A 22,658-nucleotide genomic window follows, 5' to 3' on the forward strand; every position below is an offset into this window, starting at 1 on the left:
GTAACCTGGACTGTCGCGATCCGGACGAAAAGGGTGGTTATGCGCGTCCTCCTCGTGGACAACCACGACTCCTACACGTACAACCTCTTCCAGCTCCTGGCGCGCGTCCTCGGCCGGACCCCGGAGGTGCTCACCCACGACGACCCCCGCTGGGACCGGCTCGACCCGGCGGACCTGGACGCCGTGGTCGTCTCACCGGGCCCGGGCCGCCCCCAGAACCCCCGCGACCTGGGCCGCGTCCCCGAGCTCCTGGCCCGCACCCGGCTGCCCGTCCTGGGGGTGTGCCTGGGCCACCAGGCCATCGCCCACCTGGCCGGGGCGGACGTGGTCTCGGCCCCCCAGCCCCGCCACGGCCACCTGTCCCGGGTCCGGCACACCGGCGCGGGCCTGTTCGCGGGCCTGCCCCAGGGCCTCACCGCCGTGCGCTACCACTCCCTGGCCGTTCCCGAGCCCCTGCCCGAGGCGCTGACGGCCACCGCATGGGCCGAGGACGGCGTGGTCATGGGCCTGGAGCACCGCACGCTGCCCCGCTGGGGCGTGCAGTTCCACCCCGAGTCGGTGGCCAGCGAGCACGGCGCGGAGCTGGTCGCGAACTTCCTTGACCTGGCCCGCCCGCACACCGCCCTGGCGGCCGCGCCCCCGGGTCCGCTCCCGGAACGGGACGCGGCCGCCCGGGGCGGGAAGGCCCCGACGGCGGTGCACGGAGAGCGCCCCGACGCCCCCGCGGCCACGGGGGCTCCGACCGTCCGCGTGCGCGAACTCCCCCTGGCCGTGGACACCGAGGCCGCCTTCGCCCGCCTGCACGGCGACGCCGAGTACGCGTTCTGGCTGGACAGCTCCCGCCCGGAGGGCCCCGCGCGCTTCTCCTTCCTCGGCGCCGCCACCGGCGAGGTGCTCACCTACCGCGTCGGCGGCCCCGTCACCGTGCGCGCCGCGGACGGCACCGAGCACCGCGAGCCCGGCAGCGTCTTCGACGCCCTCGACCGCCGCCTCCCTCCGCCCTCGCCCTCCGGCCTGCCCTTCGACTTCACCGGAGGGTACGTCGGCTACCTCGGCTACGAGCTCAAGGCCGACTGCGGCGGCGACAGCGCCCACACCTCGTCCGAACCCGACGCCGTGTGGCTGCGCTGCGACCGGTTCGTGGCCGTCGACCACCACCGCGACCGCACCTACGCGGTGTGCGCCGACGACCTCCCCGACGGCGACGCCTGGCTCGACGCGACCCTGGCCGCCCTCGCCGACCTGCCGCCGTTGCCCGCGCCCGCCCCCGCCGCCCCGGCCGCCGACCTGGCCCGCCTGCTGGAGCGCCCGCGCGAGGACTACGTCGCCGACGTCAAGGAGTGCCTGGCCGAGCTCACCGCCGGGGAGAGCTACGAGATCTGCCTGACCAACCGGGTCCGCCTGCCCCACGACGGGGGAGACCTGGACTCCTACCGCCGCCTGCGCGCCGCCAGCCCCGCGCCCTACGCCGCCCTGCTGCGCCTGGGGCCCATGAGCGTGCTCAGCGCCTCGCCCGAGCGCTTCCTGCGCGTGGACGGCGACCGCGCGGCCGAGAGCCGCCCCATCAAGGGCACCGCGCCGCGCCGCGCCGACCCGGCCGCCGACGCGCGCGCGGCCCGGGAGCTGCGCACCGGCGCCAAGACCCGCGCCGAGAACCTCATGATCGTCGACCTGCTCCGCAACGACCTGGGGCGGGTGTGCGAGGTCGGCAGCGTCGAGGTGCCCGCGTTCATGTACACCGAGTCCTACGCCACCGTGCACCAGCTGGTCTCCACCGTGCGGGGCGTGCTGCGTCCGCGGGTGTCGGCCGTGGAGGCGGTCCGCGCCTGCTTCCCCGGCGGGTCGATGACGGGCGCTCCCAAGGAACGCACCATGCGCGTCCTCGACCGCCTGGAGACCTCCGCGCGCGGGGTCTACTCCGGCGCGCTGGGCTACGTGTCCTCCTCCGGCGCGGCCGACCTCAGCATCGTCATCCGCACCGCCGTGCTCAGCGGCGGAGAGCTGACCATCGGCGCGGGCGGAGCGGTCGTGCTGGACTCCGATCCCGAGGAGGAGTACGAGGAGATGCTGCTCAAGGCCGACGTGCCCGCCCGCGCGCGCTGACCGCTCCCCGGCGGGGGCGGAAAACCGCTTGCCGCGCCCGGTTCCCGGGCACCACGCTGGGCCCATGGACGTCCCCAGGCACCAGATCCGCGCGCTCCACACCGACACCACGGTCACCGTCTACCAGGCCTACGCCCCCTCGCTCGGGCTGGCCGCCGCGCGTGGGGGACGCTTCCCCTCCGCCTGGAAGCGCGACCGCATGACCTGGATTAAGCCTTCCTTCTTGTGGGTGATGCATCGCTCTGGATGGGGGCTGAAGAGGGACCAGGAGACCGTGCTGGCGGTGGAGATCACCCGCGCGGGCTTCGCCTGGGCGCTGCGCAACGCGTGCCTGTCGCACCACGCGCCCGCCGTCCACCCCGACCGGGAGGCCTGGCGCGCGCGGCTGCGCGAGGCGCCGACCCGGGTGCAGTGGGACCCCGAGCGCGACCTGTACCTGACCCCGCTGGAACACCGCTCCCTGCAACTGGGGCTGGCGGGCGAGGCCGCGCGGCGCTACGCCGACGAGTGGATCGTCTCGATCACCGACGTCACCCCGCTCGCGCACCGGGTGCACACCCTGGTCCAGGAGGGGGACACCGCCGCGGCGACCCGGCTGCTGCCCGCAGAGCGCCCCTACCCGGTCGCGCCGGGGGAGCTGGACCACCTGCGCCCCGCCCGCGAACACGACGCCGCGGTGTGACCGCGCACCGCTTGGTCGGTGTCGCCGTGGTCGGACAGCCCAGAAGGGGGATCGGATATGTACGGAGCCGCAGACGGGGCGGGCGAGGCGGTCCAGCGGGTGATCGAGGGGGAGCTGCGGCTGCTGGAGCCCCACGTGCGCGCCTCGCGCAGGCTCGCCGGGGAGCTGCTGGACCCCGAGTTCACCGAGGTGGGCAGGTCGGGCAGGCGCTGGGACCGGGAGACGGTGCTGGCCGGGCTCTCCGCCGTGGACGGCCCGGACGCGATGGGGCCGCGACGGCGCCGGGTGAGGGTCACCGACATGGTGGGGCGGCTGCTCGCCCCGGACCTGGTGCACCTGACCTACGCCACCGAGGCCGACGGGGCGCGGGCCCTGCGCAGCTCCCTGTGGCGCCGGAACGCGGACGGCGCGTGGCGGCTGTACTACCACCAGGGCACGCCCGCACCCTGAACGCCGAGCGCGCGGCGCGGGACGCGCGCCCGGCCGCGTCGGCGGTCGGGGACCGTAGCCCTCAGCGGTGGGAGTCGACCAGCCGGGCCATACGCGCCGCGCGTCGACGCGGGCGAGCACGGGGGCGGCGTGGGCCGCCCGACGAGCCTGACCGAGGTGCTGAGGAGCTGACCTCCCGGGGCCGGAGCGCGCCTCCCGGAGGCGCTCGCCTCCGGGCCGGCGGGCGCCCGGAAAACCCCTGCGGGGCGGTCGCGCGGAGCTGTACCATCGGGCGGCGCGTCCGACGGCCGGGGGAACCCCGTCCCCGGCGGGCAGGACACCGGTGCGGGCGGGCGCACCACTTCCCGCGTACACGGAGCGAGGCGGCCAGGCATGAGCGAGTACGACAGGGCGATCGCCCAGAACCGCGCGAACTGGGACCAGCGCGCCGACGTCCACGCGCGGTCCGCGATGTACGACGTCGACGGGCTGATCGCGGATCCCTCCCGCCCCTCCCCGGTCGTGCGCAACGACCTCGCGGTGCTCGCGCCCCACCTGGAGAACGGCACGGTGGCGGGGAAGTCGCTGCTGCACCTGCAGTGCCACATCGGCACCGACACCGTCTGCTGGGCCCGGTTGGGCGCCGTGGACGTCCACGGCCTGGACCTGTCGCCGAACTCGCTGGCCCACGCCCGGCGCATCGCCGACGCCGTCGGCGCCGACGTCACCTGGGTCGAGGGCGACGCGCGCACCGCCTCCCAGGTCATCGACCGCACGTTCGAGGTGGTCGTGACCAGCGCCGGGACGATCGTGTGGCTGCCCGAGCTGCGCTCGTGGGCCCGGTCGATCCACGACCTGCTGGAACCGGGCGGGGTGTTCGCGATCCGCGACGACCACCCGATCCTGGGCGCCATGGACTTCGAACCGTGGCAGGTGAGCGGCGACTACCTCAGCGGCGGGGGCGCCAACGTCTACGAGGACGCGGCCACCTACACCGACGGACCCACGGACTCCATCACGCAGACCGTCAACCACGAGTGGCGCCACGACCTGGCGGAGGTGACGGGCGCGCTGCTGGGGGCCGGGCTGGTCGTCGAGGCGCTCGGGGAGCACCCGTTCATGGACTGGCCCGCCTTCTCCGGCCTGGTGGAGTGCCCGCAGGGGTGGCGGCTGCCCGAGGGCGCCCCCAGGATCCCGCTGAACTTCTCGGTGGTCGCGCGCCGCCCGGGGTGACTCCCCGCACGAGCCGCCCCGCCAACAGTAGGGACACGGGTCAGGAGGAGAGGACTCCTCAGACACTCAAGGTCGACTTCGCGTCAAGGCCTCCCTTGGACTGCGACCGGGGAGCCGCCCTGTGTCCTGAGAACGGGAATCTCCACCCCCGGGAGTCCGCTGGCTCCGGGGCTCAGGCGGTGGCCTCGGGTGCGATCCTCTCCAGGGCCCGCACGGCCGCCTTCACCGACGGGTGCCCGCGCGAACCCCTGCGGGTGCAGGTCACCAGCTTGCGCACCGGGGCGCGGGGCCCGTCCACGCGCACCCGGGTGACCGGCAGGGCGGGGGAGACGTGCACCAGTCGGGGCACCAGAGCCACCCCCAGGCCGTGCGCGACCAGGGTGGTCACCGAACTCCACGACCGCGCCTGGTGCGGTCCGTGGGGCGTGAAGCCCGCCGCGCCGCACGCCATCACGGCGTGCGCGCGACAGGTCGTGTCCGGCGGCGACAGCACCCAGGACTCGGTGGCCACCTCCTCCAGCGGCACGCTCGCGCGCCCGGCGAGGCGGTGACCGTCGGCCACCAGCAGGTCGAGCACGTCGTCCAGCAGCGGCGCCTGGTCGAAACGGGTGTCGGTGGGCGGCGGGGAGCCCGGCGCGACCTCGATGACGGTCAGGTCGATCTCACCCCGGAAGAGCAGGTCCGTGCACTCGCCGGGCTCGGCCTCCAGGAGCCGCACGTCCAGGCGCGGGTGGTCGGCGCGCAGGGCGGCGGCCATCGGCACGAGCAGGCACGCCAGCGCGGTGGGGAAGGCCGCCACCCGCAGGGTTCCGGAGGGCTCGGTGCCCAGCCCGAGCATCTCGATCTCGGCCTGCTCCCACTGCGCCTGGATGGCGTCGGCGTGCGCCAGCAGGCCGCGCGCGGCGGGGGTGAGCAGCACGCCCCGGCCGTTCGGCTCCAGGAGGGCCACGCCCAGCTCCCGTCCCAGCTGGCGGATCTGCTGGGAGGCGGCCGAGGGGGTGAAGTGCAGTGCCTCGGCCGCCGCGGTGACCGTGCCGTAGTGGGCGACGGCCCGCAGGATGCGCAGGCGTCGGAGGTCGATCATGAAGGTGATTCTTCACGGTTCCCTGCACAGAATCAACGTGGACTTCAACGGTCCCGTGGAGCGAAGCTGGTGGTGGAACCGAGGAGGAGGTACACGATGACCACTGTCTGCCCGCACTGCGGCTGGCCCGACGACCAGCCCTTCCGGGTCGTGTCCCGGCACACCACCGGCCGCGGGCTCACCGTGTGGGTGCGCTGCGCCTGCGGTTCGGTGCAGGTGCGCGAGGTCGGCGCGGCCGGGGCCCGCGTCCTCTCGCGCGGCCGTCCCGCCCCGGCTCCGGACGCCCGGGAGTACCGCGCCTGAGGTCGTCCGCAGGGCCCCGCGCGAGTGAGGGACCTCGTCGGGGGGAGGCGTTCCCTCCTTCCCGGCGGAGCGGTCGGGCGCCGCACGACGCGCCGGGCCCCGGCACGCCGCTCGCTCACGGGTCGGCCCGCCCGCTCTCCGACGGCGCGGACTCGGACGGCGCGGCGGCGCGCCCCAGCTCGGCCCTCAGCTCGCGGACCTGCTCGGTGAGTTCACGCAGCTGCCGCGCGGTGTCCTCGTCAAAGCTCCGCTCGCGCGTCTCCTTGCTGTCATCCACGCGCTGGACCAGCCACGTGGACAGCGTTCCGGTGATGACGCCGAGCAGACCGATGCCCATGACGAAGAGGAAGGCGGCGATCAGGCGGCCCGTGCCGGTGACCGGGTACAGGTCTCCGTAGCCGACGGTGGACACCGTCACCAGCGACCACCAGAACGCGTCGGCGAGTGTGGTGATGTTGGCGTCCGGGGCGCCCTGCTCCGCGCGCAGGACGCTCACCGAGGCCATGACGAGCATGACGACGGTGATGCCCGCGGTGTACAGCAGTACGTGCCCGCGCAGGGACACCGACATGTGCCGGTGCAGCAGGGACACGACGGTCAGTAGCCGGACCAGGTGCAGGGGGCGCAGCACCGGCAGCACCACGATCAGCAGGTCCAGCAGGTTCTCGCGTACGAAGGTCCACCGGTCCGGTGACAGGTACAGGCGTACGGCGTAGTCGACGGCGAAGACGACCCACACGACCGCGATGAGCACCCCGCACAGCTCCAGCAAGTGCGGGGGAAGATCGGGGTCCACGGCGGGCCAGGCGTAGGCGCCGATGAACACCAGGGCCGCGAACACCAGCGGCAGCTCGGTCGCGGACCTCCAGCGCTTCATGCGGTCCGGGGGTCGGGGGAAGGAGGATGTGCTGTGCTGTTCCACGCTCCGATTCGACCAAACCCCGTTCGCCCAGGCCACGCCCGGGTACCCTTCCGGCCGGCTCGGGCCGTCCACAGGGCCGATGCGCACATGGTGGCCGGTGAGTCGTCCGCGATACGGTTGGGGTCATGGACAACGCACCGACACGACCGTCCACGTCGGTTGAGGACTACGTGAAGGTCATCTACGACCTCCAGGAACGCGGCAACGGGCCGGTGACCATCTCCGGTATGGCCGAGCGCCTGTCGGTGTCCAATTCCTCGGTGTCGGGGATGCTGCGCAAACTCAGCGAACTGGGCCTGGTGGAACACCGGCGCTACGGCGCGGTCAACCTCACCGAGCCGGGCACCAAGGCGGCCCTGTCGGTGCTGCGCCGCCACCGCCTGCTGGAGACCTACCTGGTCGCCGAGCTGGGCTACTCCTGGGACGAGGTGCACGATGAGGCCGAGATCCTCGAACACGTGGTCTCGGACAAGTTCGTCGACCGCATCGCCCACCACCTGGGCGACCCCGTGGTCGATCCGCACGGCGACCCCATCCCCACCCGCGACGGCCACATCGTCGAGCGCGAGAGCCTGCTGCTGTCGGAGGCGGAGAAGGGCGTCAGCGGCGTGATCGTGCGCGTCAACGACACCGACCCCGATCTGCTGCGCTACCTGGCCGACATCGAGATCGGCATCGGGATGCGCGTGGAGGTGGCCGAGCGCCGCCCCTACGCCGGGTCGATGCAGATCACCGTGGGCGCCGACGAGGGAGCTCCCGAGCGCTCCCAGGCCCTGGGTCTGGTGGCCGCCGAGGCACTGTGGATCAGCCCCGACGACCAGGTGTAGGGATTTCCCGGAAACGCCGTCGCTACCCGAAGGACGTGGCTGCCGTGGGTGACGAGAACGATCCGACGACCGGAGGCAGCGACATGCCCGTTTCCCCTGTGGCCGAACGCCAGTCCTCCACCGGATCCCGGTACGAGCCGCTGACCCCGCCTCCGGAGGGATTCACCGCCGACGACCTGGACAGCATCCCGGATCTTCCGCCGCACACCGAACTCATCGACGGAAGCCTGGTACTGGTGACCCCTCAACGCAACTTCCACACGGTCGTGCTCTCGGTCCTGGACACACGTCTGTTCGAGCAGGCCCCCGACCGCCTGCGCGTGCGCAGGGAGATGACCCTCAAACTCGGTCCGCGGCAAAGGCCCGAACCCGACCTCATCCTGGTGCAGACCCAGGCGACCGGGGGGACGGAACAGACCTGGTTCGCACCCGAGGCTGTGGAGCTGGTGGTCGAGGTGGTCTCTCCCGAGTCGGAGCTGCGCGACCGTGAGCGCAAACCGCAGCTGTACGCCGAGGCCGGTATCCCCAACTTCTGGCTGATCGAGCAGGACCGCGGCGAAGCCGTGGTGTTCGCCCACGAACTCGCTCCCACCGGCGGATACGCCAGGCCCACAGTTCATCGCGGGCGCCTCAAGACCTCCCGGCCCTTCCCCATCGACATCGACCTGACCGAGGTCCAGCGCCGCTGAGCCGGGCGCCTCGGCCCGGTCCGGGCGCCGGGTGGCGCACACCCGCCGTCCGGACCCGCATCGGGGTTCACCCCTCCACGCGCACGCCCGCCACACCGTCCTCGATCACGAACCGCGCCCGGTCGCGGACGGGTGAGCCCGGTTCGCTCACGTGGTCCACGACGCGGTAGTCGGCCGTCCACTCGGTGGGCGTGACGACGTTGCGCACGTAGCCCCGCTTGCGGTTGACGAACCTGATGTGCGGGTTCTCCCGCAGCTGCGCCTCGTCGCCGGGGGCCTGTTCGGTGCCGTCGCCGCCGCTGGTGACGGACGTGCCCACCAGCTCGGTGGCCACCGTCGGCGACTCGGGGGAGCCGAAGTCGGCCTTGACGTCGCACACGTAGTTGGCGTGCACGTCCCCGGTGATCACCACCCCGTTGCGCGTGCGCGCCAGCTGGTCGCGGACCTCGTCGCGGTCCACGAGGTAGTTGTCCCAGGCGTCGTTGCTGAAGTCGGTCGCCCCGCCCTCGGCGAAGTCGCGCTGGGAGAAGAACACCTGCTGGGCGAGCACGTTCCAGCGGGCCCGCGACGAGGACAGCCCCTCCCGCAGCCACTCCTTCTGCCGAGCGCCGAGCAGGGTGCGCGAGGGATCGCCGCGCTCGGCGTCGGACACCTGCGGGTCGCGGTACTGGCGGGTGTCGAGCAGGTGCATGTCCACCAGGTCGCCGAAGGCCAGTCTGCGGTAGAGCTGCATGTCGGGGCCGACCGGCGTCTGGGCGAAGCGCAGCGGCATGTGCTCGTGGTAGGCCTTCAACGCCTGGGCGCGCCGGCGCAGGAACTCCTCGGCCGTGACGTCCTCGCCGTTGGAGCGGTCGTCGGCCCAGTTGTTCTCCACCTCGTGGTCGTCGAAGACCACCGCCCACGGGAAGGCGGCGTGCGCGGCCTGGAGGTTGGCGTCGCTCTTGTACTGGGCGTGCCGCACGCGGTACTCGGCCAGGGTGCGGACCTCCCGGTCGGGAAGGTGGCCCCGGCCCAGGCTCCCCTGCCCGCCCGTCTCGTAGATGTAGTCGCCCAGGAACGCGACCAGGTCCAGGTCCTCCTCGGCCAGGTGCGCGTGGGCGTTGTAGTGCCCGGCGGTGTAGCTCTGGCAGCTGGCGAACGCGAAGGAGAACCGGTCCGTGCGGATACCGGGGGGAGGGGCGGTCTTGGTGCGGCCGACCTGGCTGATCTCGCTGCCCACGCGGAACCGGTAGAAGTACTCGGTGCCGGGCCGCAGCCCCTGCGCCTCCACGTGCACCGAGTGGGCGGCGTCGGGGCCCGTCTCCACGGTCCCGGAGGCGGAGAGCAGACCGAAGCCCTCCTCCCGCGAGACCTGCCACTCGACCTCCACCCGCCGGTCGGGCATGCCGCCCAGTCCGTCCTCGGCGAAGGGGTTGGGGGCCAGGCGGGTCCAGAGCACGACGCTGCTGTGGAAGGGGTCGCCGGAGGCGACGCCCAGGGTGAAGGGCTCGCCGATGCCGCCCGACCGGGCGGGGGTGTCGGCGCGGACGGAGGCGTCGGCCCGCACGCCGGGGCTCCAGGAGGTGCCCAGCGCGACGGCGCCCAGGGTGGCCGCGCCGCCGACCAGGGCCTGGCGCCGTGTGGTGCTGCTGACGGTCGCGTCGGGGAGGGGGGCGGGGGTGCGAGGGGTTCCCGGCATGGGCGGTCTCCTGATCGGGTCGCGGGGGAGCCCGGCCCCCTGTCGGGCCGGGCGGGGGACCGTCGCTTCTATCCGGCCATGGCGGGCGGAACGTCCCAACCACCGGGTGGTGAACGTTGGACCCCTTAGCGTGACTAACAGGTGACAGCCTGTTGCGGCGCAGGTCAGGCCCGCAACACGCCGGAGGACCGGAAAACTCGTCGCGCCGCCCCCGGACGGCGGCCGTCCGCGCGCGGAAGACCGACCCCGAATGGACACTTCGGATGCCCGAAATATGATGGTGTTCCAGAAGGCTCTCCCCGTCACCCCCCGAGGAGTCGGCATGCGCATCACCGTCCTGGGCGCCACCGGAGGCACCGGGCGCCACGTCGTGGACCAGGCCCTGAACGCGGGACACCGTGTCACGGCCCTGGTCCGCGATCCGGCGCGGCTGCCCGTCGCCCACGAGCGGCTGGAGACGGTCCGGATGCCCGTCCCCGAACCCGACCGGCTGCGCTCCCTGCTCTCCGCGACGGACGCGGTGGTCTCGGCACTGGCCGCGAGCGCCAGGGGAGGCTTTCCCGCCACCACCTGGACCGGCGCGGTGCTGAGCGCGCTGGAGGGCGACCGCGCCACACGCCTGGCCGTGGTCAGCGCCTCACCCGTCGGCCCGAGGGAACCGGGTGGACCGCTGCCGCAGCGGCTGCTCATGCCGCTGATCGGCAGGCTCTTCCGCGACGCCTATCTCGACCTGGGGCGGATGGAGGCCGCCCTGGAGGCCAGCGGCGCCGCCTGGACCGTCCTACGCCCGCCCCAACTGACCGACACCCCGGCCACGGGGGAGTACCGCCTGGTCCTGGACCGCAACGTGCCCTCCGGCTACCGGATCTCGCGCGCGGACCTGGCGCACGCGCTGCTGCGGGTCCTGGACGATCCGGCCACCGTGCGCCGGGCCGTCGGCGTCGCCGACTGAGCCGCGAACGACCACGCCACACCCCCGGTAGCATCGGCGCATGGAGCAGGGGGCGGGCCGCGAAGAGGCCGACGACACGCGTGTGCCGGGCCGCGCGATGGTGGAGGGGGCACTGCGCTTCGTGCCCCTGATCGAGACCTACTACCGCCGGGCCCACGCCGAGATGCCCCCCGAACTGCGGCTGCTGTTCACCGACCACCACCTGACCGCCCGGCACGGCGCGGTGCTGTCCCAGCTCGTCCACGGCCAGGAACTCGGCATGGGCGAACTCTCCTCCCGCCTGGGGGTGGGCCCCTCCACCGTCAGCGAACTGGTCGGCGACCTGTCCCGGGTGGGGCTGGTGGTGCGCCGCGAGGACCCCGCCAACCGGCGGCGCGCCCTGGTGTCGCTGGCCGACGAGCACCGCGACCTGATGCGGGCGTTCGTGGCCAGCCGGGCCCGGACCCTGCTGCGGGCCTTCGACCGGCTCTCGCCGGAGCAGCGGGAGGGGTTCGCCGCCGGGCTGGAGGCCTGGGCCCACGAGCTGCACGGGACCTGACCCGCGCCCCTTCCGAAGGCGTCCGCTTCGACCGGGGGCTTTCGGCGCTCACGCGCGGTCGTACACGAGGCCGCGCACGCGCGCTCCTCCTCCCGGTCCCCGCGGGGCGGTCGGGGGTCAGCGGACGCCGCCCGGCTTGGGCAGCGGCCTGGCGCGCCGCACCGAACGGGGCTTGGGGCGCTCGTCGCGGTACCTGCGCCGGGGCTGGGAGCGGGGAGGGGCGAAGGGCGGGGTGATCTTCGGGCGGACCTCGGCGGACGGTGCGGCGGTCAGGTCCAGGCGGAGGGAATCGGCACGCATGGGGCTTCCTCTCAGTTCTACTCAACCTATAGTACTCTGTGTGGAGTGGTAAGAACATAGTACTACGCTCGAAGTGGTGTCAACTTCGTTCTGAGGAGAGAACCGACATGAGGCAGAATCCGGCACGCCGGGCGGCCCTGCTCGACGCGGCCATCGAGGTGCTCGCCCGCGAGGGCGCGCGGGGGCTGACCTTCCGGGCCGTGGACACCGAGGCGGCCGTCCCCAACGGCACGGCGTCCAACTACTTCAGCAACCGCGACGACCTGCTCACCCAGGTCGGCCACCGCTTCTACGAGCGGTTGGACCCCGACAGCAACGTGATCGCCGCGGCCCAGGCGGGACCGCGCGACCGCGACAGGGTCGCCGAGCTGATGCACGAGGTGGTGGGGCGCCTCACCGACTTCCCCTCGGGCTACCTGGCCCTGCTGGAACTGCGCCTGGAGGCCACCCGGCGGCCGGAGCTGCGCCAGCTGCTCACCGAACGCGTCCGCGCCGACATGGACGCCAACATCGCCTTCCACGTCGAGTCCGGCATGCCCGGCGACGCGACCACCGTCGTCCTGCTCCACCTGGCTCTGAACTGGCTCATCCTGGAGCGGCTCACCCTGCCCGAGCTCTTCTCCCAGGAGCGGTTCCACGACCTGGTGACCGACGTGGTCGAGCGCATCGTCCCCGGCCCCGGCCGCGCGGACTGACGGCTGCGCGCGCGGGGCCGCGGACACGGTCTCCCCGACCCGCACGGCGGCCCCGCGCCCGCGGCACGACGTCTGTGGCCGGGTTTGTCCACACCCCCTGTCGCGGCGGCTGGCGCGCCCCTATCCTGGAGGCATGTTCCAGCGACATTAAGTCCCCAGCCGGTCCTCGGTCCGAGCACGCGGTCCACCCCGGGCGGTCCCCGCCCCGGTGCCCGTCTCCGCTCGACCGAAAGACCTCCATGACCACTCTGTCCCCGCGTGCCCCCGGCACGCGTGCATCCCGTCTGACCCGGCCCCTGTACGCCTACGCGGCCCTGGGGGAGTTCGTCCTCCTCTACCCGCTGTACGCGCTGCTGTTCGACGAGACCGGCCTGACCGTCGCCCAGATCAGCTCCCTGTTCGTGATCTGGTCACTGTCCTCGGTCCTCGCGTCCGTCCCCGCCGGGGCCTGGGCCGACGTGGTGCCGAGGCGCTACCTGCTGGCCGCCGCGCCGCTCCTGGCCGCGTGCGCGTTCGTGCTGTGGCTGCTGTGGCCCGGCTACTGGACCTTCGCGCTCGGCTTCGTCCTGTGGGGCGCGGGCGGCGCGCTGTCCTCGGGCTCCCTCGAAGCCCTCGTCTACACCGAACTCGCCCGCCGCGACGCGTCCGACCGCTACGCCCGGGTCATGGGCGTGACCCGCGCCCTGGACGTGGCCGCCGTCGGCGCCGCCACTCTGCTGGCCATCCCCGTCATGGCCCATGGCGGCTACGCCGCGGTCGGCGCGGCCAGCGTCGCCGCCTGCGTGCTGTGCGCCATGGCGGCCCTGGCCCTGCCCGAGCACCGCGCCGCCGCGGGCGACCCCGCCTCCGCCGACGGCGCCGCGGTGGCCGGGGAGGCGGAGGAGGGGCCCTCCGGTTACCTGGACGCCCTGCGCGGCGGGCTGGCCGAGGCCCGCTCCAGCCGACGGGTGCGCGGCGCGATCGTGCTGGTGGTCGCGGTGACCGCGTTCTGGGAGGCACTGGACGAGTACGTCCCCCTACTCGTCGCCGAGTCCGGCGTCCCCGCCGCCACCGTTCCCGTGGCGGTCCTGGTGGTGTGGGCCTTCGTGCTCCTGGGCGGACTGCTGGCCGGGCCCGCCTCCCGGCTGCCCGTGCGGGCCCTGGCCGTCCTGGTGGGCCTGGCCGCACCCGCCATCGCCGCCGGAGCCCTGCTGGACGGCCCGGTGGGATGGGTACTGATCGGCGTGGGCTTCGGCCTGTGCCAGACCGCGGGCGTGGTCGCCGACGCCCGCCTTCAGGACCGCATCACCGGGCCGAGCCGGGCCACCGTCACCTCCCTGGCCGGACTGGGCACCGACGCCCTCACCACGGCCTCCTACCTGCTGTACGCGGGGGTGTTCGCGGTGACCGGGCACGCCCTGGCGTTCGCCCTGTTCGCGCTGCCCTACCTGGTGGCGGCGCTCTTCCTGGGCCGCGGTACCCCAGGAGCCCGTCCGACCCGCCGCTCCCCTGAGCGGAAGGGGGAGGCGCGACGGTGAACCTCGCCCGAACCCGGCCGCGTCCGGCCGCGTTTTCCCTGTAGCCGGACGCTCCGCGTCCGGCGCCGTGTGGCGGGCCCGCCCGCCACACGGCGCCGCGCCCGAGGACGGCGGGACGCGGTACCCGCGGGCCGTAGGTGTCGAGGGACCACCTACGGCCCGGCCGTGACCCGGCTCTGGGGCACCCTCGGTGGCCAGGGCCCTTGCGTGTCTGAATAGCATCGGTTCCTGTGGCACATCAGACGACGAACACGGCGAGCAGTGAAGGCCCGGGCATCGCCTCCGTGCGCGGGATCAACGTCACCTACACCGACCGCGGCGCCGGGTACCCCACCCTCCTGATCCACGGTCACCCCTTCGACCGCACCATGTGGGAACCCCAGGTCAGGGCCCTGGCGGGACGCGGTTACCGGGTGATCGCCCCCGACCTGCGCGGGTACGGGAGCAGCACCGTCGTCCCCGGGACCACGACCCTGGACACCTTCGCCCGCGATCTGGACGCGCTCCTGGACCACCTGGGCCTGGACGTGGTGAGCGTGGTGGGACTGTCGATGGGCGGCCAGATCGCCCTGGAGCTGTACCGGCTCTTCCCCGACCGCGTCGACTCGCTGACCCTGGCGGCCACCAACCCCAGCGCCGAGACCGAGCGGGGCCGGGCCGCCCGCGTGGCGCTGGCCGAGCGGCTGCGCGCCGAGGGCATGCGCGGCTACGGCGACGAGGTGCTCGTGGGCATGATGACCGCCGACAACGTGCGCGAGCTGCCCGCGGTGGCCGACCACGTGCGCACGATGATGTACGCGGCCCCGCCCGAGGGCGCGGCGGCCGCCCTGCTGGGCCGCGCCAGACGCCAGGACTACGCGCCCCTGTTGCGCCGGGTGTCCGCGCCGACCCTGTTGGTGGGGGGCCAGCACGACGTGTTCACCCCGCCCGACCTCACCGAGTCCATGCACGTGCTGGTGCCCGACTCGGTCGTGGAGATCGTCGAGGGCGCCGGGCACCTGCCCAACCTGGAGCGGCCCGAGCGGTTCAACGAGGTGCTGCGCCGCTTCCTGGACCGCTGCCGCACCCGCGTCTAGGAAGCGGCCGCCACGGCCGGTCCCGTCGGCGGCCACGCGCCCCCGCGGGGGCGCGTCAGACGCGCTCGACGGGCAGCCACAGCTCGGCCTCGGCGGTGGCGCCGTCCTCGGTGTAGGAGACCCGCAGGATCTCCGGCCCCTCGGTGGCCCGGTAGGCCGTGTTGGAGGGGAACCACTGGCCGAAGGCGTCCGCCCACATGTGCTGCAACCCCTCGGGGCACCGCGCCACGGGCACCGACTTGGGGAAGACCACCCAGGTACCGCTCGGCACCTCCAGCGTCTCCATGCCCTCCGCGCCCCGGGCGGAGGTCGCCGCGGCCTCGTAGTAGTCGATCAGGCTCCCCTCCCCCCGGTCGGGGGACAGGGCGGCGGTGACGCCCAGGACACCGCGCGGTTCCTGGTCGGAGAGCTCCGCGACGCGCGCCCGGACCTCCTGGTCCAGGCTCCTGACGAACTCCTCCATCGCGTGGTTGCGGCCCTCGTGGACGATCGGCACCCGTGCCCTGGGACCCACGAGGCGGAAGGCCTCCTTGTCCACGATCCGGTAACGCATGGTGGTACTCCCCTCGACGGTCAGGCGGAAGGACATCCTCGGCTGTGAGGCGAGCACCGCGCCGGTCCGGCGCGCCTCGCCCGGCCCCACACCGTGCATGGCGTGAAAGGCCCGGGCGAAGGCCTCGGCCGACCCGTAGCCGTGGCGCACCGCGATGTCGAGCAGGCTGTCGCCGCCCCCGAGCACCTCGGCCCCGGCGAGGGTGAGCCTGCGCCGCCGCACGTACTCCGACAGGGGCATCCCCGCCAGCGCCGAGAACAGGCGGCGCAGGTGGTGCTCGGAGGTGAGCGCGATCCGCGCCATCTCCGCCACGTCCACCGGCCTCCCGGCGTCCTCCTCGACCTTCTCCAGGGCCCGGTTGAGCCGGTCCAGCATGGTGCCCTCCTCTGCTGCCTCACCGACGCTAGCGGCGCGGGTCCCCTCCGCACCCGACAGTTGGCGACCCTCTTCTGTGAGATCGTCGTCCCTCTTCGCCCATGTCCGGCGGCCGACGGGGTAGGGGGCCCGTCCAAGGACAGGAAATCCTTGGGCAAGAAGCGCGTCTGTGCCGACGTGGCGTGCCCCGAAGCAAGCATCATGGGCCCGAGGATGGCCCGCAGACCGACCCCGAGAAGGAGGTGGGCGGGGCGGGGACACACGCCCCGCGGACACATGGACCTGGGTTTTCTGCGACCTCTGTACGAGAGCGACGCCCCGGTGGCCTCGGTGCACCTGGACACCAGCCGCGACAGGACCGACGCCGGCAAGGAACTCGAACTGCGCTGGCGCCACCTGCGGGACGAACTCTCCTCGCTGGGCACCGACAAGGCGACCCTGGACGTGCTGGAACAGGCGGTCAGGGACGGGTCCTCCCGGGCCTTCGGCAACCACGGCCACTCCCTGTTCGCCTCCGAGGGGCGCCTGCTCGGCGCGTACACGCTCTCCGAACCGCCCGCGCAGAGCCGCGCCCTGCGCATGCCGGTTCCCGACCCCCTTCCCGTGGTCGTGGACCGGGGGCGCTACCTGCCCTACGTCCTGGTGGCGCTGGACCGGGTCAACGCCAAGGTGTTCTCCTACACCGGCCAGCCCTCCAGCGGACCGGCCTCCGAGAAGGACTTCTCCGGTGCCGACCTGCGCAACATCGACCCGATGGGCCGGGGCGGTCCCGGTGTCCTGAGCGGGTACAACGGCCGCTTCGACGGCAAGCACTACCCCATGGAGACCTGGCGGGAGAACACCGCCCGGATCGCCCAGCAGGTGCGCGAGGCCGTCGCCGAGGTGGACGCCCGGATCATCTTCGTCGGCGGTGACGAGGAGGCCATCGCCTACCTGCGCGACAACCTGGGCGAGCGCAAGCTGAGCATCCCGATCAGGCTGGTGGCCGGCGGGCGGGGCGGCCCCGACGCCGAGGAGCGCCTGCACGCGGCCGCGGCGGAGGCGCTGCGCGACTTCGTCATCGACGGCCATGACGACATCATCGCCGACTACCACCAGAAACTCGCCAACGACCAGGCGGTGCGCGGTACCGAGCCCACCCTGCCGATGCTGTCGGAGGCGCGGGTGCGAACCCTGCTGCTGGGCGCCGACCGCGACGGCGAACCCGAGCTGTGGGGTTCACCGCGTGAGCCGGTGCTGGTGTCGAAGGACCCGGCGGACCTGGACGACCCCGACGCGGCGTTCCGGGCACCGGCCAGCGCGCTGATGCTGCGTTCGGCGATGGCCGCCGACGCCGGTTTCGGCGAGGTCCTCGACCACGGTCACACCAGCGCCGAGAACGGCGCCATCCTGCGCTTTCCCACGTCGCCGAACGAGAGGGTCTGACCGACCCCACGGGGCCGCCCGCGTCCGTTCCGGGGCGCGGGCGGCCCCGTGCGCGGCACCCGCCGGAGCCGTCGTCGTCCGAGCGGCCCACATCGCGGCCCCGTCACTGGGGCCGTCGTGCGCGGTCGCGGAGGAGGCCCTCCGATGCCGGTGGCCGGGCCGCGGGAGCCCGGCGGGGGCCGGTCCGCCCTCTCCGTCGCGGGAGCACGGGGCGCGCCCCGGTCAGGGGCGGGTGGTCATCCCCAGCAGGGCCAGCAGTTCGGCCTCGGTGACCAGGTCGATGCGCTGGCCGCGCTCGCGGTAGGTCTCGGCCCGCAGGTGCTTGGCGGTCTTGCCGGGGCCGCCGTGGCCCCCGAGGACGAGCACGTCGGTCTTCTTGGTGACGTTTTTGGCGGGCCGCCCGCCCGCCTCGGCCACGCGCCGCCACACCTCGGGCTTGTCCATGGACTCCAGGTCCCCGGAGACGCACACGGTGCGCCCGTACAGCGGCCCGGTGGGGTCGGCGTCGGGGGAGGGCTCGGGCAGCGGCGTCTGGGCGTCGCGCTGCCACCGGCCGAACCGGTCCTCGGGCGCGGCAGCCGCGGCGGACGCGGCGAACAGCGCGGGCTGGGCGGGCGCGGCGGCGGCCGGGACCGGGGCGGGTACCGCGCTCCCGGCCGAGGCCTCCATCCGGCGCAGGTCCGTCCGCGCGGCACGGGCCAGGTCGGCCAGCGACGGGGTGCCGTAGCGCTCCATGGCGGCGATCACGATGCGCGCGGCGGCCTCGGCGTCGGCGTCGGCGCGGTGGTGGTGCGTCACCCGGTGCCCGATGTGGGCGCACACGGTCGGCAGCTTGTGGTCGGGCAGCCCGCCCCAGGTGCGCCGGGACAGCGCCAGCGTGCACGCGTACTCCCACGCCGGGTGGGACAGCCCGGTGTGCCCGCAGGCCTGGCGCAGCACCCCCATGTCGAAGGCGGCGTTGTGCGCCACCAGGGGGCTGCCGTCGGCGAACTCCACGATGCGCGCGTGCGCCTGTTCCCAGGAGGGGGCGTCGGCGACGTCGGCCGCGGTGATGCCGTGCACGGCGATGTTGTGGCGGGAGAAGAAGTCCACCTGCCTCGGCGGCCGGATCAGCGTGGTGTACCGGTCCACGACCGCGCCGTCGCGCACCCGCACCAGGCCGACCGCGCACGCGCTGCCGCGGTCGTGGTTGGCGGTCTCGAAGTCGATCGCGGTCCAGGTCCGGGACACCGCGCACCTCCTGCAAACGGGGAACGGACCGAGGCTATCCGGGCCCGAACGCCTTCGGGGACGAAACGGCCGCACCGGCCCGGTGCCGACGGCGCGGCCCCGCCCCCGCCCTGAGGAAAACCCCACCCCCGCCCTGGCGCGCACCGCACCCGACCTGGCGGTACGCCCCATGGCCCGGCCGGGGTCCCCTTTCCTAGCGTGGTCACCGCCGCACGAACGACGAGACGAGGACCGCACATGATCACCCTGCGGGGACTGACCAAGCGCTACGGGGAGACACTCGCCGTGGACTCGCTGGACCTGGAGGTCCGCCCCGGCCGGGTGACCGGCTTCCTGGGGCCCAACGGCGCGGGCAAGACCACGACGATGCGGATGGTGCTGGGCCTGGACCGGCCCACCGCCGGACAGGCCCTGGTCGGGGGCCGCCCCTACCGGGAGCTGGACCGGCCCCTGTACCACGTTGGCGCCGTCCTGGACGCCCGCGCCGTGCACCCCGGACGCAGCGCCCGCTCCCACCTGCTGGGGCTGGCCCGCACCCACCGCATCCCCGACCGCCGCGTGGACGAGGTGCTGGAGACCGTGGGGCTGGCCGAGGTGGCGCGCAGGCGCGCGGGAGCCTTCTCCCTGGGCATGAGCCAGCGCCTGGGCATCGCCGCCGCCCTGCTGGGCGACCCGGCTCTGCTGCTGTTCGACGAACCCGTCAACGGCCTGGACCCCGACGGCGTGCGCTGGATCCGCGACATGATGCGCGCCCTGGCGGACGAGGGGCGCACCGTGTTCGTCTCCAGCCACCTGATGAGCGAGATGCAGCTGACCGCCGACCACCTGGTGGTGCTCGGCCGGGGACGGCTCATCACCGACGCGTCCCTGGCCGAGGTGCTGGGCGACAGCGCGTGGACGGCCGTGCTGGTGCGCGCGCCCCACCCCGAGGACCTGGTCACCGCTCTGGAGTCGGAGGGGGCCGGGGTGGAGCGCCCCGGTCCGGGCGAACTGGTGGTCACCGGCGTGCCCGTCGAACGGGTCGGGGAACTGGCCCACCGGGCGGGGGTGGCCCTGCACCGGCTGAGCACGCGCGACGCGTCCCTGGAGCAGGCCTACCGGGAGCTGACCGCCGACAGCGTGCAGTACACCACCGCGGACAGGAGCCGACCGTGACGACCTCCACCACGAACGGGGAGCCCCCGGTCCCCGCCGCCGACCGCGCCCCCGGCCCGGCCCGGGCCCTGTCCGACCTGGCCGCGGCCGCCTCGGCCGAGTGGGTCAAGCTCCGCTCGGTGCGCTCCACCTGGTGGTGCCTGGCCGCGGCCCTGCTGCTCATGGCCGTGGTGGCGCCGGGCGCGGCCGTCTCGACCGTCAGCAACATGCAGAACGGGAACCTGCCGGCCGCCGAGGTCCCGGCGTCGGAGATGGCGGTCTACGCCGCCATGTGGGCCGTGCAGTTCGCCGTCGTCGCCGTGGCGCTGCCGGTGATGACCTCCGAGTACTCCTCCCGTTCCATCCACCCCACCCTCCAGGCGGTCCCGGTACGGGTACGCGTGCTCGCGGCGAAGGCCCTGGCCGTGGCCGCCACCGTGTTCGCGGCGTCCCTGGTGACGGGGGCGGTCGGTACGCTTCTGGCGCACCTGGTGACGCGGCACCCCTACCTGGAGGGGTACGGCACCCTGGACCCGGGGCAGGCCGCCGTGGACGTGGTACGCATGGCCGTGTACCTGACCGCCGTGGCCGTGTCCACCGTGGGGGTCGGCGCCGCGCTGCGGTCGGCCGCCGCGGCGCTGACCACGGTGTTCATGCTGATTCTGGGCCTGCCGGTGATGTTGCTGATGGGCAGCGAGACGGGCGTCTACCTCGCCGGGCGCATGCCGTTCCTCGCCGGGATCTCGTTCGTGGACAGCGCCTTCGTGATCGGGCGGTTCGACCACGCGCTCACGCCCGCGGCGGGCGGCGCGGTGCTCGTGTGCTGGACCGCGGCGAGCCTGGCGGCGGGCGCCCTGGTGCTCCGGTTCCGGGACGCCTGAGGCGGCGGGTGCGGACGGTCGGAAGGGAAGAGGGGGAGGGGCGGATGGCCGAGTGGGCCGGGGACGGGGACGGTCCCCGCGCCTGGGCGCGGGCGGCGGCCGCGCCGCTGGCACGGGCCGGGCGCGAGCTGACGGGCACCCTGCTGGGGCTGTGCACCGCCGTGCTCACGCTGGTGTGGGTCCTCGCGGCGGCCGCGGCGCTGGTGTGCGCCCCGTTCCTGACCTCCCGGACCCGGCACCGGTTCCGCGGCGTGGTGACCCGGTGGGCGGTGCGCCTGGGCGACGCGGACCTGGCCCGCCTGGCCCGGTGGTCGGGAGGCGGCGTCGTCGGCCCGGGGGCCGAGGCCGCCCCGCGCGTGGCCTACCTGCTGCTGCGCCTTCCGGCGGCGCTGCTGTGCGGCTACCTGGCGCCCACGGCGCTGATGCTGGTGGTGGTCTTCGTCGGCGGGGCCGCGCTGGAGCTGTTCACCGGGGGCGGCACCCACGTGCCGGTGCTCATGCCCGGCGCGCGGATACACGTCTCCAGCATCAGCGTGGGCCTGCTCATGGGCCTGGCCGTCCTGGCGGCGACGTGGCTGGCGGCGGCGCTGGCCTCGGCCGCCGACCGCGCCCTGGCCCGCCGCCTGGTGGGCCCCAGCAGCGAGGACCTGCTGCACCGGCGCATCGACGAGCTGACCTCCACCCGGTCGGGCATCGTGCGGGCGGTGGACGAGGAGCGGCGGCGCATCGAACGCGACCTGCACGACGGGGTCCAGCAGCGCGTGGTGGCGCTGGCCATGCTGCTGGGGCGGGCCCAGCGCGGCCACGACCCCGAGCGCGCGGCGCGGCTGGTCCGCCAGGCGCACACCGAGACCCGGGTGCTGCTGGACGAGCTGCGGGAGGTGGCCTGGCGGGTCTACCCCACCGTGCTGGACACCCTGGGCCTGGAGGCGGCGCTGACCGAGGTGGCCGAACGCAGTCCGCTGCCGGTGCGGGTGCGCGCGCGCCTGTCGGCCCCGCCGCCCCGCGAACTGGCCACGGCGGTGTACTTCGTGGCGCGCGAGGCCATCACCAACGCCGTCAAGCACGCCGGGGCCGAGGTGGTGATCGTGCACCTGGACGACGCCGACGGCGTCCTGGACCTGCGGGTGCTCGACGACGGCCGCGGCGGCGCCGACCCCGCGGGCGGCGGACTGACCGGCCTGGCCAGGCGGGTGCGGGCCCTGGACGGCACACTGGCGGTACACAGTCCCCGGGGCGGTCCGACCACGGTACGCGCCGCGCTGCCCCTGACCACGATACGGAGCCCCCATGCGCCTGGTGATCGCTGACGACTCGGTCCTGCTCAGGGAGGGCCTGGTGCGGTTGTTGGAGGAGGAGGGCCACGAGGTGGCGGCGGCGGTCGGCGACGCCGACGCGCTGCTGGCCGCGGTCGCCGAGCACGCGCCCGACGCCGCCGTGGTGGACGTGCGGATGCCGCCCACCCACACCGACGAGGGGCTGCGGGCGGCGCTGCGCATCCGCGCCGAGCACGGGAGGGTCGCGGTGCTGGTGCTGTCGCAGTACGTGGAGCAGCGCTACGCCGCCGAACTGCTGGCCGGGGCCTCGGGCGGGGTGGGCTACCTGCTCAAGGACCGGGTGTCGGAGGTGGGGGAGTTCCTGGAGGCCCTGGAGCGGGTGCGCGCGGGCGGGGCGGCCTTCGACCCCGAGGTGGTGCGCCAGCTGCTGGCGCGCACCACCCACACCGACCCGCTGGCCCGGCTCACCCCCCGCGAGCGCGACGTCCTGGAGCACATGGCGCAGGGGCTGAGCAACGCCTCGATCGCCGAGCGGCTGTACGTGTCGCTGAGCGCGGTGGAGAAGCACGTCAACGCGATCTTCGACAAGCTGGACCTGGGGCACGCCTCCGGCTACAGCCGCCGGGTGCTGGCGGTGCTGCGCTACCTGGGCAGCTGAGCGCGGCCGCGGCGCCGCCCGCACCGCCTCCGCGCCACGGCGCCGGAGTCCGGGGAGCGGGGCGGGCGGATCGGACGGCGGTGGTTCGGGCCGGAGC

23 protein-coding genes are annotated in these 22,658 nt (G+C 74.2%); 17 read left to right on the forward strand and 6 right to left on the reverse strand.

Annotated features, from left to right (window positions below):
• Positions 1–39 precede the first annotated feature (39 nt).
• From pabB to EV372_RS25580, 4 genes are all read left to right on the forward strand, one after another.
• Positions 40–2,103 (forward strand): aminodeoxychorismate synthase component I, encoded by a 2,064-nt coding sequence (gene pabB / locus EV372_RS25565; protein WP_130398130.1) that lies wholly within the window; start codon positions 40–42, stop codon positions 2,101–2,103.
• A 64-nt stretch (positions 2,104–2,167) separates the two neighbouring features.
• On the forward strand, positions 2,168–2,785 hold the full coding sequence (locus EV372_RS25570) for a DUF4291 domain-containing protein (protein ID WP_130398131.1): 618 nt from the start codon (positions 2,168–2,170) through the stop codon (positions 2,783–2,785).
• 57 nt (positions 2,786–2,842) lie between these two features.
• Positions 2,843–3,235, forward strand: a complete 393-nt coding sequence (locus tag EV372_RS25575) for a nuclear transport factor 2 family protein (protein WP_130398132.1) — start codon at positions 2,843–2,845, stop codon at positions 3,233–3,235.
• A 372-nt stretch (positions 3,236–3,607) separates the two neighbouring features.
• Positions 3,608–4,447: a class I SAM-dependent methyltransferase gene (locus EV372_RS25580; protein WP_130398133.1), complete on the forward strand. Its 840-nt coding sequence runs from the start codon at positions 3,608–3,610 to the stop codon at positions 4,445–4,447.
• A 172-nt stretch (positions 4,448–4,619) separates the two neighbouring features.
• On the opposite strand, the gene EV372_RS25585 is transcribed toward EV372_RS25580, so the two are convergent.
• Complete coding sequence (locus EV372_RS25585; RefSeq protein WP_130398134.1) at positions 4,620–5,531, reverse strand: LysR family transcriptional regulator; 912 nt, start codon at positions 5,529–5,531, stop codon at positions 4,620–4,622.
• A gap of 96 nt (positions 5,532–5,627) precedes the next feature.
• On the opposite strand from EV372_RS25585, the gene EV372_RS25590 reads away from it, so the two are divergent.
• Complete coding sequence (locus tag EV372_RS25590; protein WP_094802994.1) at positions 5,628–5,834, forward strand: hypothetical protein; 207 nt, start codon at positions 5,628–5,630, stop codon at positions 5,832–5,834.
• Positions 5,835–5,949: 115 nt separating this feature from the next.
• Here the strand turns inward: EV372_RS25590 and EV372_RS25595 are convergent, their stop codons facing one another.
• Positions 5,950–6,756 carry a potassium channel family protein gene (locus EV372_RS25595; RefSeq protein WP_197044317.1) on the reverse strand — a complete coding sequence of 269 codons (807 nt, stop codon included), beginning with the start codon at positions 6,754–6,756 and terminating at the stop codon, positions 5,950–5,952.
• 125 nt (positions 6,757–6,881) lie between these two features.
• Here EV372_RS25595 and EV372_RS25600 point away from each other — a divergent pair, with 125 nt between their 5' ends.
• Positions 6,882–7,583 carry a metal-dependent transcriptional regulator gene (locus EV372_RS25600; protein ID WP_130398135.1) on the forward strand — a complete coding sequence of 234 codons (702 nt, stop codon included), beginning with the start codon at positions 6,882–6,884 and terminating at the stop codon, positions 7,581–7,583.
• An 83-nt stretch (positions 7,584–7,666) separates the two neighbouring features.
• Entirely contained in the window at positions 7,667–8,272 is a 606-nt protein-coding gene (locus EV372_RS25605; RefSeq protein ID WP_130398136.1) for a Uma2 family endonuclease, read from the forward strand.
• Between the two features lie 67 nt (positions 8,273–8,339).
• Here the strand turns inward: EV372_RS25605 and EV372_RS25610 are convergent, their stop codons facing one another.
• The gene (locus EV372_RS25610) at positions 8,340–9,950 is read right to left on the reverse strand and encodes an alkaline phosphatase D family protein (RefSeq protein ID WP_130398137.1); all 1,611 of its coding nucleotides are present in this window, start codon (positions 9,948–9,950) and stop codon (positions 8,340–8,342) included.
• A 322-nt stretch (positions 9,951–10,272) separates the two neighbouring features.
• On the opposite strand from EV372_RS25610, the gene EV372_RS25615 reads away from it, so the two are divergent.
• Both EV372_RS25615 and EV372_RS25620 read left to right on the forward strand, forming a co-directional pair.
• A complete protein-coding gene (locus EV372_RS25615) occupies positions 10,273–10,902 on the forward strand; it encodes an NAD(P)H-binding protein (RefSeq protein ID WP_130398138.1) in 630 nt (209 codons plus the stop codon).
• Between the two features lie 40 nt (positions 10,903–10,942).
• On the forward strand, positions 10,943–11,440 hold the full coding sequence (locus EV372_RS25620) for a MarR family winged helix-turn-helix transcriptional regulator (RefSeq protein WP_130398139.1): 498 nt from the start codon (positions 10,943–10,945) through the stop codon (positions 11,438–11,440).
• A 117-nt stretch (positions 11,441–11,557) separates the two neighbouring features.
• Here EV372_RS25620 and EV372_RS25625 read toward each other — a convergent pair whose 3' ends face one another.
• Positions 11,558–11,740 (reverse strand): hypothetical protein, encoded by a 183-nt coding sequence (locus EV372_RS25625; RefSeq protein WP_130398140.1) that lies wholly within the window; start codon positions 11,738–11,740, stop codon positions 11,558–11,560.
• A 107-nt stretch (positions 11,741–11,847) separates the two neighbouring features.
• Between EV372_RS25625 and EV372_RS25630 the strand changes: the two genes are divergently transcribed.
• The 3 genes from EV372_RS25630 to EV372_RS25640 all read left to right on the forward strand — a co-directional run bounded on the left by EV372_RS25630 (position 11,848) and on the right by EV372_RS25640 (position 15,028).
• A complete protein-coding gene (locus EV372_RS25630; protein ID WP_130398141.1) occupies positions 11,848–12,435 on the forward strand; it encodes a TetR/AcrR family transcriptional regulator in 588 nt (195 codons plus the stop codon).
• 239 nt (positions 12,436–12,674) lie between these two features.
• Entirely contained in the window at positions 12,675–13,952 is a 1,278-nt protein-coding gene (locus EV372_RS25635; RefSeq protein WP_130398142.1) for an MFS transporter, read from the forward strand.
• Between the two features lie 284 nt (positions 13,953–14,236).
• Complete coding sequence (locus EV372_RS25640; RefSeq protein WP_130399117.1) at positions 14,237–15,028, forward strand: alpha/beta fold hydrolase; 792 nt, start codon at positions 14,237–14,239, stop codon at positions 15,026–15,028.
• Positions 15,029–15,083: 55 nt separating this feature from the next.
• On the opposite strand, the gene EV372_RS25645 is transcribed toward EV372_RS25640, so the two are convergent.
• Positions 15,084–15,956, reverse strand: coding sequence for an AraC family transcriptional regulator (locus EV372_RS25645; protein WP_130398143.1), 873 nt, complete (start codon positions 15,954–15,956; stop codon positions 15,084–15,086).
• Between the two features lie 276 nt (positions 15,957–16,232).
• On the opposite strand from EV372_RS25645, the gene EV372_RS25650 reads away from it, so the two are divergent.
• Positions 16,233–17,381 (forward strand): baeRF2 domain-containing protein, encoded by a 1,149-nt coding sequence (locus tag EV372_RS25650; protein WP_130398144.1) that lies wholly within the window; start codon positions 16,233–16,235, stop codon positions 17,379–17,381.
• Positions 17,382–17,603: 222 nt separating this feature from the next.
• On the opposite strand, the gene EV372_RS25655 is transcribed toward EV372_RS25650, so the two are convergent.
• Positions 17,604–18,611, reverse strand: a complete 1,008-nt coding sequence (locus tag EV372_RS25655; RefSeq protein ID WP_130398145.1) for an exonuclease domain-containing protein — start codon at positions 18,609–18,611, stop codon at positions 17,604–17,606.
• Positions 18,612–18,848: 237 nt separating this feature from the next.
• Here EV372_RS25655 and EV372_RS25660 point away from each other — a divergent pair, with 237 nt between their 5' ends.
• Genes EV372_RS25660 through EV372_RS25675 form a run of 4 tightly spaced genes read left to right on the forward strand, consistent with a single transcriptional unit; the run spans position 18,849 to position 22,561 of the window.
• On the forward strand, positions 18,849–19,766 hold the full coding sequence (locus EV372_RS25660) for an ABC transporter ATP-binding protein (protein ID WP_130398146.1): 918 nt from the start codon (positions 18,849–18,851) through the stop codon (positions 19,764–19,766).
• Positions 19,763–20,626, forward strand: coding sequence for an ABC transporter permease (locus tag EV372_RS25665; protein WP_130398147.1), 864 nt, complete (start codon positions 19,763–19,765; stop codon positions 20,624–20,626). The genes EV372_RS25660 and EV372_RS25665 overlap by 4 nt, the downstream gene beginning before the upstream one ends.
• A gap of 44 nt (positions 20,627–20,670) precedes the next feature.
• Entirely contained in the window at positions 20,671–21,936 is a 1,266-nt protein-coding gene (locus EV372_RS25670; RefSeq protein ID WP_130398148.1) for a sensor histidine kinase, read from the forward strand.
• Positions 21,917–22,561 carry a response regulator gene (locus EV372_RS25675; RefSeq protein WP_130398149.1) on the forward strand — a complete coding sequence of 215 codons (645 nt, stop codon included), beginning with the start codon at positions 21,917–21,919 and terminating at the stop codon, positions 22,559–22,561. Before EV372_RS25670 ends, EV372_RS25675 begins: the two co-directional genes overlap by 20 nt.
• Positions 22,562–22,658 lie beyond the last annotated feature (97 nt).

The organism is Nocardiopsis sp. CNZ308, assembly GCF_004217075.1.

Bases quoted from the DNA above. Each gene is read 5' to 3' on its own strand.
- pabB (WP_130398130.1), top strand. From the start codon at position 40: ATGCGCGTCCTCCTCGTGGACAACCACGACTCCTACACGTACAACCTC.
- EV372_RS25570 (WP_130398131.1), top strand. From the start codon at position 2,168: ATGGACGTCCCCAGGCACCAGATCCGCGCGCTCCACACCGACACCACG.
- EV372_RS25605 (WP_130398136.1), top strand. From the start codon at position 7,667: ATGCCCGTTTCCCCTGTGGCCGAACGCCAGTCCTCCACCGGATCCCGG.
- EV372_RS25620 (WP_130398139.1), top strand. From the start codon at position 10,943: ATGGAGCAGGGGGCGGGCCGCGAAGAGGCCGACGACACGCGTGTGCCG.
- EV372_RS25635 (WP_130398142.1), top strand. From the start codon at position 12,675: ATGACCACTCTGTCCCCGCGTGCCCCCGGCACGCGTGCATCCCGTCTG.
- EV372_RS25575 (WP_130398132.1), top strand. From the start codon at position 2,843: ATGTACGGAGCCGCAGACGGGGCGGGCGAGGCGGTCCAGCGGGTGATC.
- EV372_RS25610 (WP_130398137.1), bottom strand. From the start codon at position 9,950: ATGCCGGGAACCCCTCGCACCCCCGCCCCCCTCCCCGACGCGACCGTC.
- EV372_RS25585 (WP_130398134.1), bottom strand. From the start codon at position 5,531: ATGATCGACCTCCGACGCCTGCGCATCCTGCGGGCCGTCGCCCACTAC.
- EV372_RS25590 (WP_094802994.1), top strand. From the start codon at position 5,628: ATGACCACTGTCTGCCCGCACTGCGGCTGGCCCGACGACCAGCCCTTC.
- EV372_RS25650 (WP_130398144.1), top strand. From the start codon at position 16,233: ATGGACCTGGGTTTTCTGCGACCTCTGTACGAGAGCGACGCCCCGGTG.
- EV372_RS25580 (WP_130398133.1), top strand. From the start codon at position 3,608: ATGAGCGAGTACGACAGGGCGATCGCCCAGAACCGCGCGAACTGGGAC.
- EV372_RS25670 (WP_130398148.1), top strand. From the start codon at position 20,671: ATGGCCGAGTGGGCCGGGGACGGGGACGGTCCCCGCGCCTGGGCGCGG.
- EV372_RS25660 (WP_130398146.1), top strand. From the start codon at position 18,849: ATGATCACCCTGCGGGGACTGACCAAGCGCTACGGGGAGACACTCGCC.
- EV372_RS25645 (WP_130398143.1), bottom strand. From the start codon at position 15,956: ATGCTGGACCGGCTCAACCGGGCCCTGGAGAAGGTCGAGGAGGACGCC.
- EV372_RS25600 (WP_130398135.1), top strand. From the start codon at position 6,882: ATGGACAACGCACCGACACGACCGTCCACGTCGGTTGAGGACTACGTG.
- EV372_RS25675 (WP_130398149.1), top strand. From the start codon at position 21,917: ATGCGCCTGGTGATCGCTGACGACTCGGTCCTGCTCAGGGAGGGCCTG.
- EV372_RS25630 (WP_130398141.1), top strand. From the start codon at position 11,848: ATGAGGCAGAATCCGGCACGCCGGGCGGCCCTGCTCGACGCGGCCATC.
- EV372_RS25615 (WP_130398138.1), top strand. From the start codon at position 10,273: ATGCGCATCACCGTCCTGGGCGCCACCGGAGGCACCGGGCGCCACGTC.
- EV372_RS25625 (WP_130398140.1), bottom strand. From the start codon at position 11,740: ATGCGTGCCGATTCCCTCCGCCTGGACCTGACCGCCGCACCGTCCGCC.